Genomic DNA, 20,514 nt, shown 5'->3' with positions numbered 1-20,514 from the left:
TATTATCTTCTTGTTCTAGCCTTATCGTTAACTCTTGCATCCTGAGCAACACGGAAACCAATCCAACCATAACCAGAAGCCTGGCTTTTGTATCTTCTTTGTCCCGGATCTAGCCAGTAAGCTGAATCTTGCCAAGAACCTCCTTTGATCACTCTGATATCATTAGTCATCTCTGAAGTTCTTTCTTTAGTATCTCTCTGCATTACTACTTTTCCGTTTCCGTCAACTACAAATCTTGTTGTAGGCGCGTTATACATGTTGTAATTAGCAGAAGAATCGCTGGCGTTTCTATAATCTAATGAAGACATTCTGTCACCATCTCTATAGTTTCTGTAATCAGCAATTGTTTCTCTTTCGTACTGACCAGGTAAGTTTTTGTAAACTAATCTACCGTCAGCCAAAGTATCATATTTGATCGAACCTTCGTCTACCATTTTGTAAGTTCCGTCACCGTTTCTTACGATAGCCTGAGGCATATTTCCTCTGTAATAATTGAAGTCTGTAAAATCTTCGTCAATGATTGGTCTGTAAACATCAGCCGTCCATTCTGCAACGTTTCCGAACATACCGTAGATACCGATATCGTTTGAAGGGAATTGTCTAACATCTGAAGTCTGAGCAGCACCGTCATTTTTCCATCCTGCAGGTCCTGAATAATCTCCTCTACCCTGTTTGAAGTTTGCCAAGATCATCCCTCTGTCTTTACCTTTGGTACCTCTCAGTTTATCGATCTGTGGTTTCTTCTCAAGATAGTTGTTGTACTCTCTGCTTTTTTCCATACCAAGAGCTGCGTACTCCCATTCAACCTCTGTAGGAAGTCTGAATTTTGTTACCATCGCAGAACTAGGAGATCTGTTTGCAGCTAATAATCTTTGGTTGGTCGTTTTCATACCAGATTTTTGCTGTAATCTCTGTTCGTTGATGTACCCTTGCATTTCAGGATCATTCGATTTGAATTTATCCATATTAAATGCAGTTCCACCTTGGTTGTTTGATTCGTTGATGTACAAATCTTTAGCAATGATACCTGCCTGCATAAGAGCTTTTTCGTTTGCTCTGTCTGTCAACCATTCGCAGTATCTGTTTGCTTGAGTCCAAGAAACTCCTACTACCGGATAATAATCATAATTCTGATCTCTGAAATAAGTTTCGTTAAGATCATTTCTTGATAATTTGTTATCCCATAATAAAGTGTCTGGTAGGGCACCGTTATAGATTTCCTTGAAACTAGGATCACTTGGTGGGAATACGTACTTCAACCATGTCAGGTATTCGCGGTATTCGTAGTTAGTAATTTCTGTTTCACCGATAAAGAATGAGCTTACCTGCATTCTGCGAGGCGAGTTATTCCAATCATGCATTACATCATCTTTCACTAATCCCATTGTAAAAGTTCCACCTTCTACATATACCATTCCTGGCCAACCTTTCTGCTTTTGTTGCTTTCCTGCAAAAAACCAACCTTGTTTTTCGTTTGGTTTCCAACCTGTCTTGCTGACAAATTTTTTAGTGCCGCCTCCTTTGCTGGTACTAGACCCTCCACAGCTGGTTAATGCAAGTGTAGAACTTAATGCTATTAATGAAAACAACTTTAGTTTTTTCATAGTCGATATAAATATTATTCAAAGTACAAAGAAAAAATAAATTATTCAATAAATCAAATAAAGATTTGATTTTTTTGAAAAACGTTTGCAAATAAATTTTATTGTATCGCTACTTATTATAAAATTTTCATTTATTTTGTAATTTAGAAATTTCAAAAACAAACATGAGACTAAAAACAACTCTTTTATTCCTATTTGCCTTTATATCAACGGCTTGGGCTCAAAGAATCACCATAGAATGGGACGGAGCCAAAATCGAAGACTTTGGCGATATAAAACGGAATCTTCCGAACTTCAAAAATGAGGGTTTTTCGTACGGCCAAAACAACATTTTTATCCTTCATAAGCAAAAAGTAGGTGAAAGCCAGGTAAAAGTTTCTAATCTTGTGTGGGAAACTGTTTCGAACAGAGAATTGTATGACATCAGTAAAAGCCTTTTACCGGACTACGATATTGCCGGTGTCAATTATTTTTATGAGGACGGCGAGCGATTTGCAAATGCCAATATCGCACTATTTAAAGTCGTAAAAGGAAGTGTGCAGAGGCTTTCATCATTTGAAATTTCATCATCAAATTCGCCGGCAAATTTTTCGGCACAAAAAGTAGGAACAACAGTAAACCCATTATCTTCGGGAGTTTTCTACAAAATAAAGGTCGATAAATCCGGAATTTTCAAAATCACAGCTCAATTTTTAAGAGATATCGGAGTAAATCCTTCGAACGTAAATCCAAAAAACTTCAGAATTTATGGCAACGGCGGAATTATGCTTCCTGAATTTAATCAGGATGTAAAATACAGCGCACTGCAGGAAAATTCTATTCAGGTTGTAGGGGAAGAAGATAATGTATGGAATGATTCCGATTATGCACTTTTCTATGCTCAAGGCCCTAATGGTTATAATCTTTATAATACAAATAACGGAAACGGTATCAAAAGACGAGACAGCCGAAATGACCAGATGGAGAATGTAAAGAATATCTACGAAGACTTTTCTTATTATTACATCAACTTCGATAAAGGAGCCGGAAAAAGGGTACAGACTGTCGATTTAAATTTGCCTACTACTCCACCTATTACTAGATATGACGACTATCAGGTCATTAATAATGACGAAAGAAACCTGCTGAAAGTTGGAAGAATCTGGGTAGAAAATCAAACAATAAATTCTGAGAAAACTTTAACATTTAATTTAAAATCACCTATTCAGGGTTCTGACGTTATAAAATACAGAACTCAGGTCGTGGGCTACCGTGCCCAGGGAAACAGCATGGCTTTTTCTATTAATAATCAAAATCCTGTGACTGATACTTCGGTATCTTCAGATCTTGATTTTCGACCATTCAGATATCTTGGAACTGTGACTAATTTGAGTGGAAATCAAATCAATATTAAATACAACCCAACAATAGCAATTAATCCTAACGGAACTTTTCACCTGGATTATGTTGAAGTACAATATAAAGAAGATTTAAAATTTAATGGAACTCAAATGAATTTCAGAGACTTTTCTCTTCAAAGCGGTACCAATACCAATTACGGATTCAGCATTTCCTCAGTTTCTAATATGGAACAGGTTTGGGACGTTACTGATATTACAAACGCAAACCGACGTGTAAATAAAGCAACAGGAAGCGGTAGCTTTAATTTCGGCTATAATGCTTCTAATACTTCTTTTAATAATGAGTTTGTTGCTTTCCGGGCAGATGCCGCTTACGGACCTCAGTTTGTGGAAAGAATAAACAGCCAAAATCTATCTGCTCTTCAAAATGTAGACTACTTAATTATTGCACCGCCGGAAATGATGGCTCAGGCTCAGAGACTTTCCAATTACCACCAAACGAAAAACAACTATAATGTGCAGATTGTAGATCCTGCAAAAATCTACAATGAGTTTGGCAGCGGAAGCAGAGATCTTACGGCAATCAGAGATTTTATCACAAAACTAAATACACCTCTTGGAAGCTTAAAATATACTTTCATTTTGGGTGATGCGTCATTTGATTACAAAAACAGAGTCCCTAATAATTCAAATGTCGTATCAAGCTATCAAAGTGAAGAATCAAGCGATTTCGTTGGCTCGTACGTCACAGACGATTATATCGTAATGACAAAACCACAAACAGATCCATTTTTAGCAAATAACTTACCCGATCTTCCGGTAGGAAGAATTCCTGCAGCAAATGCCACGGAAGCAGGAAATATGATTGATAAAACTTTGGCCTACTACAATTCTTTACCCGGCCAATCTACGCCTTTCGGAGAATGGAGAATGAAGCTGGATTTTGTGGTAGACGATGACAATGACGGTGGAATTCCTTTTCATACTGTCATGAACAATACATTACAAAGTACATTCGAAGTGCCTGCGAGTACAATGCTGAAAGAATATAATGTAAGAAAACTATATCTTGATGCTTTTCAGGCTCAAAGTACGGCAGGAGGACAAAGATATCCTCAGGTTAACCAGGCTATTTCAAATGATCTGGGTAACAGCTTGTATCTTTTCTATCTTGGACACGGTGGAATCAACGGTTGGTCTCAGGAAAGAGTTTTTACTTTAGACGAAATTCAAAATGCCAATAATTTTTCTAATGTCTACAGCAGATTTCCGTTTGTATCAACTATAACCTGCGAATTTACACTTTGGGACGAGCCGGGAACGGCTTCTGCCGGAGAACAGCTGATGAAACTGAAGCAAGGCGGTGCCGCAGCGATGATTACCTCAAGCCGTGCAGTAGGTGTGGGCTATGGTTTAGATTTTACCAATCTCTACACTAAGGATATCTTCAAAATGGTAAATGATGATTTTATTCCTGTAGGAGATGCACATCTTAATGCTAAAAAACTGAAACCCGGAGATGCTAATCACTTAAAAGTAAATTTATTAGGAGATCCTGCCATGAAACTGAGCAGACCACAGAGATTATTGGTAATCGACGGAATAGAAACTCCTGTTCCGGGGTTAATCAGAGGTTTGGATTTTGTGAAAATAAAAGGCCATATCAATAATTCCAGTGGAACAACCAACACGACATTTAATGGCAGAGTTGTTATCAACATTTTTGATAAAAAATTAAATAAAACAACTTTAAATAATGACGGAGGTCTTACTCCTATTCTAAATTACACAGAAGAAGGAAGCGCGATCGTGAAGGCTTCAGGCACAGCAGTAAACGGTGTTTTCACTGTAGAATTTTACGTTCCGAAAGATATCAATTATGCTGTAGGAGAAGGTAGATTATTAGGATATGCCGATAATAAATCTGTTGATGTATTTAATAATCAGGCAGTGCAGGTAGGTGATATTAATCCGAACGGAATCAATGATAATGAACCGCCGAAAGTGAAACTATATATGAATAACACCAATTTTGCCAACGGTGGGATTACAGATCAGAACCCGATGCTTCTTGCTTGTGTCACAGATGATACAGGAATAAATTCTACAGGATCTGGTATTGGTCACGATATTACTGTATATTTGGACGGACAAATTATTAACACCGTAGTTTTGAATGATTTTTTCGCATCAGGAGAAGGAAATGGATGTCTTAATCCTGGCTTGGCAGATTATCAGAAAGGGAATGTAACCTACCCTTTCAGAAACCTTGCGAAAGGACAGCATCAGTTGACATTTAAAGTTTGGGATATAAACAATAATTCGACAACTGAAACGTTAAACTTTGAAGTTAAAGATGAAGCAGATCAGCATCTGGTAATCAACAGACCGCTGAACTGGCCAAATCCTTTTACCAACAAAACGTACATACATTTTGAGCATAATTGTGATGATATATTAGATGTGAACGTTCAGATTTATACAATTACAGGAAAATTAGTAAGAACTTTAAGTCAGCCTGTAGTTGCAGAACCCTTCCTACAGGGCTTTAGAACGCCACGTCAGGCAATAGAATGGGACGGAAAAGATGATTTTGGTGACACAGTAGCAAAAGGTACGTATATTTTTAAGATATTTGCAAAAAGTCAAAATCAAGAAAAATGCAAAGGAAGTGCTACAGCTGTAGAAAAAATGGTACTTTTGAAGTAAAATAACAAACATTTAAGAATATCAATAAAAAACTGATAATATATAAAAGACAACATATGAATTTAACTACTAAACTGCTTTTGGGGATTGGTTTAAGTGCTGGGTTTTTAGGCTATGCACAGGATTTGAGTCAGGTGAGACCTGTATTAACCGGAGCTCCATTCCTGAGAATTGCGCCAGATGCACGATCAGGTGGTATGGGAGATCAAGGGGTTGTTACTTCCCCGGATGCTTTCTCTCAATTTTGGAATGCAGCCAAATATCCTTTTAGCAGAACAAGTTCTTCTGTGGGTATCAACTATACTCCATACATGGGAAAACTTACTAATGATGTATTTTTACTCTATGGAGCTTTCCATAAATTTTTAGGTTCGGAAGAGAGATCTACAATTTCTGCAAGTATCTATTACTTTAATATGGGTGAGGTAGATCTTACTTCTCTTGTAGGAAACGAAGTTACTTCAAACGGTACTTCAAAGCCAAACGAATTTTCTATTGATATCGCATACGGACTGAAACTTTCAGATTCATATTCAATGGCGGTTACAGGTAGATTCATTCGTTCAGATTTGGCCGGAGGTTTCAACACAGATACTACACTGAAGCCTGCAAATTCTTTTGCGGTAGACGTTTCGGGATACTACACTTCTCCTAAATTTTCAAGCTTTGGAGGTTATGATGGTAAATTGAACGCTGGTTTTGCAGTTACCAATCTTGGTCCGAAATTAGACTATACCGGTGATGAAGAATCAAGATCTTATCTACCTACAATGGCGAGATTAGGTATTGGTTACGATATGTATCTTGATGATGTAAACAGAGTGGGACTAAGTGTTGAAGGTTCTAAAATTTTAGTACCAGGTTCAGAATTTGTAGGAAACGATCCTAATACAAGACAGCCGATCTACGCTGTACCAAACGTTGGAGTAATGTCCGGAATCGGAAAATCTTTCAAAAATCCTGAATCAATCATGTACAGTGGTGCTTTAGAATATTCTTATGACAATGCATTTGCTGTAAGAGGAGGTTATTTCCACGAAAGTGATGTACAGGGAGCGAGACAATTTGCGACTGCAGGTATTGGTTTAAAATACCGTTCTTTCGGATTAGATATTTCTTACCTTATCAATATGTCTAAAATTAATACCGCTTTGGATAACACACTTCGTTTCGGTCTTACATGGAACATTGGTGACGAAACTTCAAACGTAGATTACTAAAAATAACTAAACATACAATTGTAAAGCTCCATTCACTGGAGCTTTTTTTGCGTTATAGATTTAATTCTAAACAGGAATATGCGCATAACTAAAATCAAACATTAACAAAATATGTTAACAAAAGTATCCCAATAATGGGGATTTTTACTTTTCAATAATTATTTTTGTAAAATGAACTATTCTGCGGAGCTAAAAAAGATCGTAACCAGCCAATATGTATATTCTTCCATAAGAATTACCTTAGCTACGGTTATCCCTTGTTTAGTACTCTCCTATTTTGGCCTGCTCAAAGAATATTTCCTCTTTCCCCTCGGAACCAGTTTTGTTGCATTAACAGACCAACCGGGACCATTCATCCGAAGAAGAAATTCGTTAACATTTGCCATTTTCTGTTTTATCGTCGTCTCTACTATTGCAAGTTTGGTCAAAGGAATAATTCCATTAGTTCTTTTGGAGATTTTCGTTTTCGGAATGTTCTTTTCATTGATCGGCGTATACGGACAGCGACTTGCTGCTGTCGGATCATTAGCTTTGGTCGTTCTCGCAATTTTTATTGATGGCCATTTAACGGGAGCCAATATTTTAAAGAGTCTGTTGATTTTTGCAGCCGGATGTGTTTGGTTCTTATTGATTTTTTTAGTTGTTACGACCATTCAGCCTTATAAACTTGCAAGCCAGATGATTGGCGAAAACTATCTTCAACTCGCAGAGTTTCTAAAAATTAAAGCCAACTTTTATCAGAAAAATCCGGATTTTGACCGATTACAAACTCAGGTAATTGCCAAACAGATCGAGATTAAAAATCTTCAGGAAGAAACTCGCGAAACTGTCTTTAAAACCCGTACCATCGTCAACGAATCGACGACGATCAGTCGGCTTCTCATGCTTACATTTTTGAACTCGTTGGATCTACACGAAAAACTGATGACCTCAGAAAGCGATTACAAAAAACTGCAACAGAGTTTTGAAGATTCTACTATTTTAGTAAATATTCATGATTACCTGAATTTACTTTCAGACGAAATTGCCAATATCGGGATATCGCTTCAGAGCAGTACACGCGCAAAACCTATTTTCAATCTGGAAGCCCGTTCACAGGATCTTAATGTTCACTATTTTGAACTCAGAAATAAGCAAATGACTCCCGAAAATCTGGAAGATTTCATGATTTTGAGACAGATCATGATGCGTATCAATGAGATAACGAAAGAAATCAGCGAAATTTACAAAGTGTTTGCACAAAACGTAAAACTGGCAAAAAGCCTTTCCACAGGTCTTGATCTGAAAAAGTTTTTGCCCAATGAAGAAAAAATAAATTTTAAAGTTTTGAGAAGTAATATTTCTCTTTCTTCCTCTCATTTTCGTCATGCGATCAGAATTACCGTTGCTTTATTTCTGGGGTATCTGGTTTCTCTACTGCCGTTTTTAGTAATCGGTCATACGTACTGGATTTTAATTACCGTTGTTGCGATTTTAAAGCCGGCCTATTCTATTACCAAACAGCGTAATTTTCTGCGTTTCTGTGGTACCGTTGTGGGTGCCGTGATTGCCTATGCGATTTTATATTTTGTAAATATTAATGCTGTACTTTTTGCGATTTTGTTACTCAGCATGATTTTGTGTTTCAGTTTGCTTAAAGGAAGATACTTTTGGGCGGTTCTATTCATGACGATGTATGTTTTTATGAGTTTTAATTTCCTGAATCCCGGAAATGTGAATGTTATTTTTAAAGACAGAATTGTTGACACCATCATTGCCGGTATTATTGCTTTCGTCGTTTCTTACATCGTACTTCCTGTTTGGGAACATACGCAGAATTTAGAATTAATGAAAAAATCTGCCGAATGCAATCTTATTTATTTTCACAGTGTGATGGCAAAATTTCTGAATGAAGATTTTGATATTGAAGATTATAAAGTAAAACGGAAAAACGCCATTATTTCATTGGCAAACCTTTCAGATAATTTCCAGAGAATGATTTCTGATCCTAAAAATCAGCAGAAAAAACTGGAAGTGGTGCATCAGTTTGTCGCGACGTCACATTTGATCACAGCTTATACTGCTTCACTTTCTCAATATTCTAAAAACAATAAAAAATATCCGGAAATAGATTCTGAAAGCTGGACAAAAAAAATAGAAGCCGAGATGAATCAGGTTTCAGTATTGCTGAACGGCGAAAAAATTACAGAAACTCTGAAAATGGACAGTCGTCTGGAGCCGGAAGATTCTTCTATAGAAAATTTATTGCTTCAAAGAAAAACAGAATTATTGGAAAATGAAGCATTTGACCGTAGAGATCCGAACAAAATCTCTCATTTAACTGAACTTAAAAATATTCACGATGTTTTAGAATTAATTTACGATGTTGCAAAAGAACAGCGGAAAGTAATTCAGACATACCGAGCAGAAACCACTACTCTTCCACAATCGTAAAACAGTAATCATCAAAAAACTTTACACTTGCTTTCAACTCATCCGAAATTTTATCATCGTGCACTCTGCAGCTGATATCAAAAAGATGTTTAAGCTCAAAAGGCTTTACTTCATAGTGTTTTTTCAGTGACCAGTGTTTTGAGTGATGTATTTTATACATGCTTTCCTTCACGCTCCAGATAATGGTATAAAAAGTAACCTCATTGTCAAACGGAATAAAATCTCTTTCGTTTTCGTATGTGAACTTATCAATTACTCTTAAAATTTTAGGATTAAATTTTTCAATATCAATACCTATTTTATTTTTAGAAATTGCAATAGCAGCAAATGGAAAAGAGTGCGTGATCGAAATCTCCGCATCTTTTGGGGAAAGGTATGGCTCTCTTTCTTTATAAAGAATTTTAGAATTTGGTTTTAAACTTTTTAGAAGCTTACGTACCATCAGGACCTCCAGTAGTTTTTTCGGGTGGTAATCTTTTACTTTATCGGCATTTTCAGGCTCCAGAAGTTCATCGGGGTTCAGCTCTTCACCTTCCTCATATTTCCATACAAGAATTGTTGCGTTGTTATCAGAAAAATCACGGTAAAGAGGCATTTTGCAAATTTATGATGTAAAAATAGCAAAAAGATATAAGATTAATACCGAAAATTGACCAGTCAATTACCCTGACTTTCTGTATTAAATTAATTAAATAATTCAAAAGCAAGGGCTTAATCTTTTGACCAAGCTGCGGTATCTATTTAGACTGATGATCTGTTTCGTTTCTGTGCTGCATAATTTCCAGCTTTTCATCTACAAAATAAGCACTTCCAAAACCATTTACATAAGTACCTTTCACAGGATTTAAAGAAATTAAGATAAAGTCTTTCATTTCAGCAATTACCTCAACCACTTTGCCGTGCGTATCTTTTAAGAGATTTATGACCTCGTTCCATTTTTCAGAATCTCTTGCGATTTGGGTAGTTGTAGCTTCAATTGTCAGGCGTTCGCGAGCATATATTTGTTTTGTAGCAGATTCGTCTTCGATAAACATTATTGACGCTTTTTTTCCTTCAGACAGATTCCTGGTATGTTTCGCCATAAAAGACACCAGAATAAAAAACTGTTGATCGACTTCCACAAAAGGCGCATAACTGGAATTGGGAATACCATCAGCATCTACTGTCGCAAGAATAATGCTTTTGGATCTGCCGATCAATTCTTTTACTTTGGGTACAATGGGTTTTGCCTGCCGCTGTGCTTCCTCCTTCGTCTGCGTGTGATTCATATTAGATTTATTTAAGCAAAAATACATAGTTTAGAATAATAAAAATGGAAGATCGATTTATTTTGATTCATGATGGTTATCAGGCACATTGTTTTTTTATCTTAATTATATGTCGTAATTTTGCAGGATAATTATTTGAATTAAATTATTCATAAATATGAGTACTACAACACAATACATTCCTTATAAAGTTAAGGATATCTCTCTGGCAGAATGGGGAAGAAAAGAAATTACACTTGCAGAAGCAGAAATGCCAGGTTTGATGTCAATCCGTGAAGAATACGGGCCGTCTCAGCCATTGAAAGGTGCAAGAATCGCAGGATGTCTTCACATGACCATTCAGACTGCAGTTTTGATCGAAACTTTAACTGCGCTTGGAGCTGAAGTAACTTGGTCTTCATGTAATATTTTCTCTACGCAAGATCACGCTGCTGCTGCTATTGCTGCTGCCGGAATTCCTGTTTACGCATGGAAAGGTCTTAATGAAGAAGAATTTGACTGGTGTATCGAGCAAACTCTATTCTTCGGCGAAGACAGAAAACCATTGAACATGATTCTTGATGACGGTGGAGATTTAACAAATATGGTTTTTGACAGATATCCTGAATTCACCAAAGATATTAAAGGACTTTCTGAAGAAACTACTACCGGAGTTCACAGATTGTACGAAAGAATGAAAAACGGAACTTTGGTAATGCCTGCAATCAACGTAAATGATTCTGTTACTAAATCTAAGTTTGACAACAAATACGGATGTAAAGAATCTGCTGTAGATGCTGTAAGAAGAGCTACAGACATTATGTTAGCGGGTAAGAGAGTTGTAGTTTGCGGATACGGAGACGTTGGTAAAGGTACTGCTGCTTCTTTCAGAGGTGCTGGTTCTATCGTTACTGTAACTGAAATTGACCCTATTTGTGCTTTACAAGCTGCAATGGATGGTTTTGAAGTTAAAAAATTGGATACTGTTGTTGATAACGCAGATATCGTAATTACTACAACTGGTAACTTTAACATCGTAAGAAAAGAGCATTTCTTAAAATTAAAAGATAAGGCAATCGTTTGTAACATCGGTCACTTCGATAACGAAATCGATATGGCATGGTTAAACGAAAACTACGGTCACACAAAATCTGAAGTGAAACCACAGGTGGATATTTATACTTTGGAAGAAGGTAAAGAAGTAATCATTCTTGCAGAAGGTAGATTGGTGAATCTTGGTTGCGCAACAGGTCACCCAAGTTTTGTAATGTCTAATTCTTTCTCTAACCAAACTTTGGCTCAGATCGAACTTTGGACAAACTCTGAAGCTTACGGAAACGAAGTATATATGCTTCCTAAGCATTTGGATGAGAAAGTTGCAGAATTACACCTTAAAAAATTAAGCGTAGAATTAGAAACTCTTACACCAGAACAAGCAAATTATATTGGTGTTGATGTAAAAGGACCTTATAAGCCTGAATATTACAGATACTAAAATTGTCATGCTAAGCTCGTCTAAGCAAAACATATAAAAGAAATCCCATTATTCTAAATAGTGGGATTTTTTATTTAATTTATTCTAAAACTTTCACTGAAATCCTTACTTTTGAGCTTTAAATTTAAAAATGAAAATTAAAAACTACTTTTTCCTAAGCTTAATGACTTCGGTTATATTCCTCAACAGTTGCGAAAGTGAAGATGTGATTGATCTTGATGGTAATTTTGCGGAGCCTAAAATATTGTTGACCAAAGTTACCACAGTGTATTATGACAATCCTGCGAATCCGCAAACAAATGTTGCAAATTTCACATACAACAGCAAAGGAGAATTAACAAAAGTCATATCTGAAGGAAGAACTTCAAATTATGAATACGACGCTACAGGCAAACCGATAAAAACAAATTATTATAATGCCGACGGAACTTTAGATTATTACTCATCATACACCTATAACGGAGATCAGCTTTTAAATATCAAAGCAATTTACACCAATCCTGATTTCAACAGAACCCTCAGTTACACCTATGATAATGGTAAAGTGATGACTTCTACTCTATGCCAATCGGCAAACTGCTCAAATCCTAGTACGTCGTCTTATACTTATAACGGAGAAAATATCACTGTAGAAACTTCTGTGATCGGCGGAACATTTCCTTCTCCGACCAAGCATGAGTATTTATATGATAATCAGCTGAATCCTTTTACATATACTAATAAATATTTAAAAATTTCCTTTGGTGGAGCTTATGTTCTGAGCAAAAATAATTATACAACCGAAAGAATCAGTTATAAGGACGGTTCAGGAAATTGGGTACAGAACCAACACATTATTTATGATGTTCAGTACAACAGTGCTCAGTTGCCGACGCAGGTGATAGGCAAAAATTCGAATGGAAGTACTTACGTGAAATATAATTACGAATATATTACTCAATAAAATAATATTATTTTTTTTTACTTAAATTTTACAAACTCAATTCTGAAGCTTCAAATTTAAAAAGGTGACAAAAATGAGATAAGTAAGAGGCTTTCGCGAAAAAATAATATATTTGAATCAATTAAACTTAAATAAAACATAATCATGAAAAAACAAGGAGTATCTAATGCATTTGTAGCCGCGTCGTGGGTGGCCCTCGGAGCCGGAATGGTAGGCTACATTGTCGGTTTAGTAAGAGCAGAAATGCAGTTGAATGAAAAAGGATATTATTTTACAATCCTTCTTTACGGATTATTTGCTGTAGTCTCTCTACAAAAAGCGGTTCGTGACAGAATGGAAAACATAAAAGTAACAGACATCTACTACGGAATCTGCTGGTTTGCTACTTTATCTTCAATAGTTTTGCTGACGGTAGGTTTGTTTAATGCTACTATTTTACCTAGTGAGAAAGGATTTTACGCTTTTGCATTTTTGCTGGCACTCTTCGGCGCAATTGCTGTGCAGAAAAATACCCGTGACAATATGATGGAAGACTAATATCAAGATTTAAATAACATAATATGCTCATCAAATTGATGAGCATATTTTTTGCAAGTAAGAATTATTTCACAAATAATTGACATGACTAAAATTTTATTATCTTTGCTATTCATCATATTAGCAATATCGTAAAATTATTTTGTTATCACTGTGAATATTTAGCAATCCAACGGTTAGTACAAATGCGCAATCGCAGGCAAATTAAAATAAGGTGCGGATCCAGGAATTGAATAAAACTAAAATTTTCAAGTTTATAAAAATAACAAAAACTATATTTCGCACCAAATTAACACTTTTACACTATGAAAAAATTTGTACTTTTTATCGTCATATTGATATCTTTTCAGCTAGCAAAGGCACAAAATGAGTTTATTACAGTCTGGAAACCTACAGGAATCAATACCGGCTTTGTAACGAATGTGACAGGCGAAAACCCTTCCACGTCGAGCCAAATCTGGTTTCCCGGAACAGGACTCAATTACACCATTGAGTGGGAAGAGGTGAATTATCCTCAGCATAACGCAACAATGACGAATGTAACTTCTATCGGAAAAATTCTTTTAAGTTTCGGTACGCCTCTTAATCCAAATCCCTCACAAGCTACTTACAAAGTAAAAGTAAGCAATGGAAACGGCGTCTTTAATCAGATTAAATTCGCCTCTGCTGCAATAAACCCAGCAGGAGCAATAACATGGAGTCATCATGGAAATTCTGATAAATTGCTGGAAATTTCACAATGGGGAAACATCCAATGGCAAACAATGTACAACGCATTTTCACATTGTAGATACATGCAGATGACGGCTATAGATACACCAAATCTTTCTGCTGTAGAAGACGCATCTTTCATGTTTTATAATGATAATACATTCACAGGAAATACTTCAATGGCAAACTGGAATACTTCAAACATTAAAAACTTCAGCTACATGTTTTCAAATATGGCAATATTGCAGATTCCTGATAATTTTAATGCGCCCATTAGTGCATGGAATACTTCAAATGCTACAAATTTCCACAGAATGTTTGAAAACAGACTTGCATTTAATCAAAATCTAAATAGCTGGAATACATCAAACGTTACAGATATGAGCTATATGTTTTCCGGAACTCAGGTTTTTAATCAGCCTTTGAGCAACTGGAATACATCAAACGTAACTGATATGAAGTGGATGTTCCACTTTAATCCAAACTTCAATCAGCCTCTTAATAGCTGGGACATTTCAAAAGTAACTGATATTTCTCATATGTTTCACGGTTGCACAGCTTTTAATCAACCTCTTAACAATTGGAATACGAGCATGGTCACCGACATTAATACTGTATTTTCATCTGCATCAAGTTTTAATCAAAGCCTTCAAACCTGGAATCTTCCTTCGCTTACATCCGGAATATTGGCGCTTTTCGCTTCAGGTCTAGATTGTGATCATTATAGTGATACACTTTTTGGGTGGGGAAATAATCCGAATACTGCCAATAATATCAATTTAGGTTTTTTAACACCATTCACGTACTCCGTTGATGTTATTCCGCAGAGAAATATTCTTCTTGGAAAAGGATGGCTTATTACAGGCGATAACGTTGGAGAATGCAGAAAATTATCTACTCATGAAAGTATGATAAAAAATACAGGTTCAATATATCCTAATCCTGCTGAAAATTTTATTTATCTTAAAAATATCAAGAATGCTGAAAGCTATATCATCACAGATCTCAGCGGAAGAATGATCTCAAAAGAAGTTCTGGCGAAAGATTACATCAACATTCAGCATCTTTCACCCGGAAATTATATTTTACAGATTTTAACCCAAGAAAAAATTCAGACTTTTAAAGTCATTAAAAAATAAAGAAATATTTCCTCAGACACGCGATTTCAAAATTATTCCATGAAAAAACTAATATTTGTTATCATTTTATTGTTTTCTTTCGAGGTAACAAAAGCACAAAATGAGTTTACTACAGTATGGCAACCCGGTATAGCTTCTCTTGTCACAGTGAATGCTCCTTTTCAGGCAAACTCAAACCAAATTTGGTTTCCCGGTATTGGCCAGAATTACACCATCACTTGGGAGGAGGTTGGGTTTCCTCAGCATAATGGTACAATGACCAATGTAACTTCTACCAGTCAGGTTCTTATCGATTTTGGAAATCATTCTGAAGGAGGTGGATCAAATACACTGTACCGTGTGAAGGTATCTAATGGAAACGGAGTTTTCCAACAAATCAAATTTGCATCCCATCAGAACTTTAATCCTCTTATTGAAACATTAGTTCCTAGTTTGCAAATGTTTGGAAGTGCAGACAAATTACTTGAAATTGAACACTGGGGAAATATTGCCTGGACTTCAATGAATGCAGCTTTTGCGAGTTGCCAAAGAATGACTCTCACCGCAACAGATTCTCCCAATTTATCTAATGTTACCAATGCTTCATTGATGTTTTATCTTACCAACAGTTTTCTGGGCGCAAGCTCTATGCAGAATTGGGACACCTCAAATATCCAAAATTTTAGTTTTATGTTTGCACAACACCATTTAGGAATAGAATATACGCCAACTGTTCCCGGTTTTAATCCCTCTGAAATTAGTGCTTGGGACATGTCATCAGCAACCGATCTCAGCTATATGTTTACGGGCAGAACTTATTTTAACCAAAATTTAAATTCCTGGGATGTTTCGAGCGTAACAGACATGAGTTGGATGTTTGCAATTTGTTCCGCTTTTAACCAGCCTCTCAATAATTGGAATACCTCCAGCCTTCAGGTCATGCATGATCTATTTTTCAATGCTTCTTCTTTTAATCAATCTTTAAGTAACTGGAATACTTCCAGCGTCACAAATATGAACAGAGCTTTTGCATACAGTACACAATTTAATCAGCCTTTAGACTTATGGAATGTAAGTAATGTTACGAAAATGACCAGCATTTTTCGCAATGCGACATCATATAATCAATCTCTTGCCACCTGGAATCTTTCTTCGCTAGTTGATGGAAATAGCGCTTTTGGGAATTCTGCAATAGACTGCGAAAACTACAGTAAAACTATTTCAGGATGGGCAGATAATCCTAATACAGCTAATAATGTATCTTTTATTTTGAATTCACCTATGCAATATGCAAGTAATATTACTAATAAAAGAAACATTCTCATCAATAAAGGCTGGACGATCTCGGGAGATACTGTTGGAAGTTGCTTTTTATCTGCTTCACACATTGAATCGGCAGGTATCCTTACAATATATCCTAATCCTGCCGAGAATTTTATTTATCTTAAAAATATCAAGAATGCTGAAAGCTATATCATCACAGATCTCAGCGGAAGATTGATAGCCAATGATTATGTGACAAAAGATTACATCAACATACAAGATCTTATACCGGGAAATTATATTTTACAGATTTTAACGAAAGAAAAAATTCAGACTTTTAAATTCATCAAAAAATAAAACAACAAAGCCTCGCGATCTTGCGAGGCTTTGTTGTTTTTATATTAAATCTGAATCATTACAAGTCGTAAAGATTGGGATGTTTTGCTTTAATCTCATCTACAGTTCCCAATACTTTATCTTTCAGCGTATCCTGATAAACCTGAAGTTTTTCGGCCACGTTTTCATCTCCTGTTCCTAATATTTTTGCAGCTAAAATTCCGGCATTTAATGCTCCGTTCAGGGCAACCGTTGCCACCGGAATTCCGCCCGGCATTTGAAGGATAGACAAAACAGAATCCCATCCGTCAATAGAATTGCTTGACAAAATAGGAACCCCAATTACAGGCAAAGTAGTACAGCTTGCAACCATTCCGGGAAGATGTGCGGCTCCTCCCGCTCCGGCGATTATCACTTTTAATCCTCTTTTTTTGGCGTGTTTTGCATAGTCAAACATTCTTTCAGGCGTTCTGTGAGCCGAAACCACAGTCAATTCATAGGGAATGTCTAAACTTTTCAAAAAATTCGCAGCCTGTTCCATGATTGGCAAGTCGCTCTGACTTCCCATGATAATTCCTACCATTTCTATAATATATTAGATTGCTCAAAGATAAGAATTTTAGCATCTCGAATGAAATTTTCGGCTTCAATTGAATGAGCAGGAATCAGCCTTATCACTTGTCTGCCTAATTTATTCTAATAAAAAATTCATTGCACACAATTGGGCTGAATAGCAAGTATGGCATAATTTTTCATTTAAAAATAAATATATTTGCACACCATTTTGCATTATTTTGAGAGACTATAAACTTATTTTTGCCGTACTTACTGTTGCCATCGTTTGGGGAACTACTTTTTTGGCGATCCGTGTCGCTGTAGAAACTATCCCTGCGTGGTTTGTTGCTGGAATCAGGCAATTTCTTGCGGCAATGATCATGCTTTTTTTATTGCTATACCGAAAAGAATTCAGATGGATAGGTTGGAAAAATCTAGGCTATCAGTTGATCTTTTCGACACTGATGCTTATTGTAGCAAACGGAATGACCACCGTAGCAGAAGAAGATGTTACCAGCAGTCTAACGTCTCTTATCAGTGCATGTTCTCCCATTGTTGTTTTTCTTGGAAGTGTAGCCATAGGATTACAGAAGTTCACTTTTCGGGCTTTTTTTGGGGTTTTAATGTGTTTTAGCGGTATTTTATTTATCTTTTGGGATGGTTTGTCTGATATGGCAAACCCAGATTACCGTTTAGGAATCATTTATCTATTCATTGCCATCGGAGGCTGGGCTTCGGGAACTATTTTCACTAAAAAACTGAATATTCAAAGCAAAAATATTTCACTTAATCTATTTTATCAGTTTGCATTTGCAGGAATTGTACAGCTTATCTTTGCCTTTCTTTTTTCAGAAAGTTACAACTACGAAAACTGGAGTATCAAAAGTATTTCGGCGATGATTTACCTTGCTGTTTTCGGTTCTGTTTCTGCTTTTTTTGCCTTTCATTATGCGTTGACAAAAATTTCGCCGGTTCAGGTTTCGATTTTAGCTTATGTCAACACTGTAATTTCTATCTTCCTCAGCTGGTTGATATTAGACGAAAGTATTTCAGCAAAATTTATCATTGCAGCGGTTTTAATTATTCTTGGCGTATTTATCATCAATTATAATCCTCAGATGTTTAAAAAAAGAAGAATCGAATTATAAATTGCGCTTCAGGGCATTAAACATTCACCTTACCTTTAAATCTTCCCACTTTAGATTTGTTATTTTCATTAATTTAAACTATATTATCAGAACAATATTCTTTCAATTATGATAAAAAAATATACATTTCTTTTAGTTTTAATCTTGATCATTACCATCAGTTGCGACAATACACAAAAAAACGATAAACTTGCAGAAAGAGAGGCAGAACTGCAGAAAAAAGAGAAATTATTTGCTGAAAAAGAATCAGAATATCAGGCTTTATTAAAAATGCGTGACAGTATTTTCATGAAGAAAGATTCAGTAAAAATAGTTCTTTGGCCTAATGAAATTTCCGGCGCTTGGAGTGGTAAAGTAATCTGTACAGAATCGAATTGCAGCGACTATGCTGTTGGAGATCAGCGTGTCGACAAGTGGGAATTTGACAGTGATTCTTTGCAGCTTTCAACTAAAATCATTAACAATAATAATCTTGTAAGAACATATCTCGGCAAAGTAGAAAACAATGAAGTGAAATTGAGTTACAAATCTGATTCTACGGCCAAAAAAAATGTAGAAATGAATATCTTATTAAATGAAATTTCGCCAGAGGTCATCAAAGGAAGCCGAACGATAAACGTTGACAACTGCACCGCAAAATTTTCAGTTGAACTTACCCGAATAAAAGCGAAAACACTGTAAAACGGATAGAAATTTATGAAAAAATAAAAAAAAGACTGCTTTTAAGCAGTCTTTCATATGTCTAAGCAATCACGCTCACCATAGATTTTACCTGTACCAATTTTTCCATCAGCTCTTCTCTGGAATCTGCCAAAACATTGATGTGACCCATTTTTCTACCAGGTTTTGTTTCCGTTTTTCCATAAAGATGAATATATGTTTCAGGAAGTTTTAAAACCTCTTCCATTCCTTTATAAATTACTTTTCCCGAATAACCTTCTGCCCCGACTAAATTTAGCATTCCACTATAAATAATAGCATCTGTATCTGCTAAAGGAAGATTTTTCACAACACGATACATTTGTTCAAATTGTGAATTTGCGTTGCCTTCCTGACTTTGATGACCAGAATTATGAAGTCTTGGAGCCGTTTCGTTCACCCAAACTTTCCCGTCTTTATCTAAAAATAATTCAATCGCAAATAACCCCGGAGAATTGACCGCTTTCAAAAACTTATCAGTAATTGAATCGATTTGGTTTTCTATTTCTTCGCTTAAAAAAACCGGACAGATATTAAAATCGAGTAAATTTAACTTAGGGTCGGCAACCATCTCAGTTACGGGAAATGTCTGGGTTTCGCCGTTTTCGTTGATGGCCACAATGATCGAAAGTTCTTTATCAATATCCACAAGATTTTCGAGAACAGAATCTTCCGTCCAAAGATTTTTCAGGTCATCAGAATTGCGGATAATCTGTACACCTTTTCCATCGTAACCTCCCGTATTTAGTTTCTGAACAAACGGAAAAGCAATTTTAATTTCATCTGAACTTCCATCCATAATTTCAAAATCAGGACTAGGAATATCGTGTGATTTATAAAATTCTTTCTGAAGGATTTTCTGTTGAATTGTTTTAATAATCTGAGCATTCGGAACTACTTTTACACCTTGGTTTTCAAGCTCAGCTAAAGCATCAGCATTCACGTGTTCTATCTCAATTGTAACAACATCTTTATCTCGTCCAAAATCTAAAACAGTTTGGTAATCATTAAAACTTCCCTGTGTAAAATGCGAAATATTGTGACAAGGCGCATCAGCCGCAGGATCTAAAGTATAAAAGTCGTCATCATACTTTAATGCTTCCTGAATGAGCATCCTTCCCAGTTGTCCGCCTCCTAAAATTCCTATTTTCATTTT

At 35.9% G+C, this 20,514-nt stretch carries 15 protein-coding genes; 10 read left to right on the top strand and 5 right to left on the bottom strand.

Features of this window, described 5'->3' with window-relative positions:
- Positions 1-2: 2 nt before the first annotated feature.
- A complete protein-coding gene (gldJ, locus tag PGH12_RS17555; protein ID WP_267598773.1) occupies positions 3-1,604 on the bottom strand; it encodes a gliding motility lipoprotein GldJ in 1,602 nt (533 codons plus the stop codon).
- 164 nt (positions 1,605-1,768) lie between these two features.
- Here gldJ and porU point away from each other — a divergent pair, with 164 nt between their 5' ends.
- From porU to PGH12_RS17540, 3 genes are all read left to right on the top strand, one after another.
- On the top strand, positions 1,769-5,653 hold the full coding sequence (porU, locus tag PGH12_RS17550) for a type IX secretion system sortase PorU (RefSeq protein ID WP_267598772.1): 3,885 nt from the start codon (positions 1,769-1,771) through the stop codon (positions 5,651-5,653).
- Positions 5,654-5,709: 56 nt separating this feature from the next.
- Positions 5,710-6,873 carry a type IX secretion system outer membrane channel protein PorV gene (porV, locus tag PGH12_RS17545; RefSeq protein ID WP_267598771.1) on the top strand — a complete coding sequence of 388 codons (1,164 nt, stop codon included), beginning with the start codon at positions 5,710-5,712 and terminating at the stop codon, positions 6,871-6,873.
- Between the two features lie 171 nt (positions 6,874-7,044).
- On the top strand, positions 7,045-9,306 hold the full coding sequence (locus tag PGH12_RS17540) for an FUSC family protein (protein ID WP_267598770.1): 2,262 nt from the start codon (positions 7,045-7,047) through the stop codon (positions 9,304-9,306).
- Here the strand turns inward: PGH12_RS17540 and PGH12_RS17535 are convergent.
- Complete coding sequence (locus PGH12_RS17535) at positions 9,287-9,901, bottom strand: 4'-phosphopantetheinyl transferase family protein (RefSeq protein ID WP_267598769.1); 615 nt, start codon at positions 9,899-9,901, stop codon at positions 9,287-9,289. The genes PGH12_RS17540 and PGH12_RS17535 overlap by 20 nt on opposite strands.
- A 142-nt stretch (positions 9,902-10,043) precedes the next feature.
- Entirely contained in the window at positions 10,044-10,574 is a 531-nt protein-coding gene (locus PGH12_RS17530; protein ID WP_267598768.1) for a HugZ family pyridoxamine 5'-phosphate oxidase, read from the bottom strand.
- Between the two features lie 157 nt (positions 10,575-10,731).
- Here PGH12_RS17530 and ahcY point away from each other — a divergent pair, with 157 nt between their 5' ends.
- The 5 genes from ahcY to PGH12_RS17505 all read left to right on the top strand — a co-directional run bounded on the left by ahcY (position 10,732) and on the right by PGH12_RS17505 (position 16,977).
- Positions 10,732-12,048 (top strand): adenosylhomocysteinase, encoded by a 1,317-nt coding sequence (ahcY, locus tag PGH12_RS17525; RefSeq protein ID WP_267598767.1) that lies wholly within the window; start codon positions 10,732-10,734, stop codon positions 12,046-12,048.
- Between the two features lie 130 nt (positions 12,049-12,178).
- Positions 12,179-12,991: a hypothetical protein gene (locus PGH12_RS17520; RefSeq protein ID WP_267598766.1), complete on the top strand. Its 813-nt coding sequence runs from the start codon at positions 12,179-12,181 to the stop codon at positions 12,989-12,991.
- A 144-nt stretch (positions 12,992-13,135) separates the two neighbouring features.
- Positions 13,136-13,528 (top strand): inner membrane protein YiaA, encoded by a 393-nt coding sequence (yiaA, locus tag PGH12_RS17515; protein WP_263000920.1) that lies wholly within the window; start codon positions 13,136-13,138, stop codon positions 13,526-13,528.
- 305 nt (positions 13,529-13,833) lie between these two features.
- Positions 13,834-15,378, top strand: a complete 1,545-nt coding sequence (locus PGH12_RS17510) for a BspA family leucine-rich repeat surface protein (protein WP_267598765.1) — start codon at positions 13,834-13,836, stop codon at positions 15,376-15,378.
- Between the two features lie 39 nt (positions 15,379-15,417).
- Positions 15,418-16,977, top strand: coding sequence for a BspA family leucine-rich repeat surface protein (locus PGH12_RS17505; protein ID WP_267598764.1), 1,560 nt, complete (start codon positions 15,418-15,420; stop codon positions 16,975-16,977).
- 58 nt (positions 16,978-17,035) lie between these two features.
- Here PGH12_RS17505 and purE read toward each other — a convergent pair whose 3' ends face one another.
- Entirely contained in the window at positions 17,036-17,539 is a 504-nt protein-coding gene (gene purE / locus PGH12_RS17500) for a 5-(carboxyamino)imidazole ribonucleotide mutase (protein ID WP_267598763.1), read from the bottom strand.
- Between the two features lie 211 nt (positions 17,540-17,750).
- Here purE and PGH12_RS17495 point away from each other — a divergent pair, with 211 nt between their 5' ends.
- Positions 17,751-18,659, top strand: coding sequence for a DMT family transporter (locus tag PGH12_RS17495; RefSeq protein ID WP_267598762.1), 909 nt, complete (start codon positions 17,751-17,753; stop codon positions 18,657-18,659).
- 108 nt (positions 18,660-18,767) lie between these two features.
- Positions 18,768-19,340 (top strand): hypothetical protein, encoded by a 573-nt coding sequence (locus tag PGH12_RS17490; RefSeq protein ID WP_267598761.1) that lies wholly within the window; start codon positions 18,768-18,770, stop codon positions 19,338-19,340.
- A gap of 61 nt (positions 19,341-19,401) precedes the next feature.
- Here the strand turns inward: PGH12_RS17490 and PGH12_RS17485 are convergent, their stop codons facing one another.
- Positions 19,402-20,511 (bottom strand): 5-(carboxyamino)imidazole ribonucleotide synthase, encoded by a 1,110-nt coding sequence (locus tag PGH12_RS17485; RefSeq protein ID WP_267598760.1) that lies wholly within the window; start codon positions 20,509-20,511, stop codon positions 19,402-19,404.
- Positions 20,512-20,514 lie beyond the last annotated feature (3 nt).

It is taken from the genome of Chryseobacterium sp. CY350, assembly GCF_027945075.1.
GTDB lineage: Bacteria > Bacteroidota > Bacteroidia > Flavobacteriales > Weeksellaceae > Chryseobacterium.
Note: the sequence above shows the minus strand (reverse complement) of the source record. Positions and strands in the feature narration are given on the sequence as shown.

Excerpts from the sequence above, each read along its gene's own strand:
- PGH12_RS17490 (WP_267598761.1), top strand. The coding sequence starts at position 18,768 with ATGATAAAAAAATATACATTTCTTTTAGTTTTAATCTTGATCATTACC.
- PGH12_RS17510 (WP_267598765.1), top strand. The coding sequence starts at position 13,834 with ATGAAAAAATTTGTACTTTTTATCGTCATATTGATATCTTTTCAGCTA.
- porV (WP_267598771.1), top strand. The coding sequence starts at position 5,710 with ATGAATTTAACTACTAAACTGCTTTTGGGGATTGGTTTAAGTGCTGGG.
- gldJ (WP_267598773.1), bottom strand. The coding sequence starts at position 1,604 with ATGAAAAAACTAAAGTTGTTTTCATTAATAGCATTAAGTTCTACACTT.
- PGH12_RS17505 (WP_267598764.1), top strand. The coding sequence starts at position 15,418 with ATGAAAAAACTAATATTTGTTATCATTTTATTGTTTTCTTTCGAGGTA.
- ahcY (WP_267598767.1), top strand. The coding sequence starts at position 10,732 with ATGAGTACTACAACACAATACATTCCTTATAAAGTTAAGGATATCTCT.
- PGH12_RS17530 (WP_267598768.1), bottom strand. The coding sequence starts at position 10,574 with ATGAATCACACGCAGACGAAGGAGGAAGCACAGCGGCAGGCAAAACCC.
- PGH12_RS17485 (WP_267598760.1), bottom strand. The coding sequence starts at position 20,511 with ATGAAAATAGGAATTTTAGGAGGCGGACAACTGGGAAGGATGCTCATT.
- purE (WP_267598763.1), bottom strand. The coding sequence starts at position 17,539 with ATGGTAGGAATTATCATGGGAAGTCAGAGCGACTTGCCAATCATGGAA.
- PGH12_RS17520 (WP_267598766.1), top strand. The coding sequence starts at position 12,179 with ATGAAAATTAAAAACTACTTTTTCCTAAGCTTAATGACTTCGGTTATA.
- PGH12_RS17540 (WP_267598770.1), top strand. The coding sequence starts at position 7,045 with ATGAACTATTCTGCGGAGCTAAAAAAGATCGTAACCAGCCAATATGTA.
- yiaA (WP_263000920.1), top strand. The coding sequence starts at position 13,136 with ATGAAAAAACAAGGAGTATCTAATGCATTTGTAGCCGCGTCGTGGGTG.
- porU (WP_267598772.1), top strand. The coding sequence starts at position 1,769 with ATGAGACTAAAAACAACTCTTTTATTCCTATTTGCCTTTATATCAACG.
- PGH12_RS17535 (WP_267598769.1), bottom strand. The coding sequence starts at position 9,901 with ATGCCTCTTTACCGTGATTTTTCTGATAACAACGCAACAATTCTTGTA.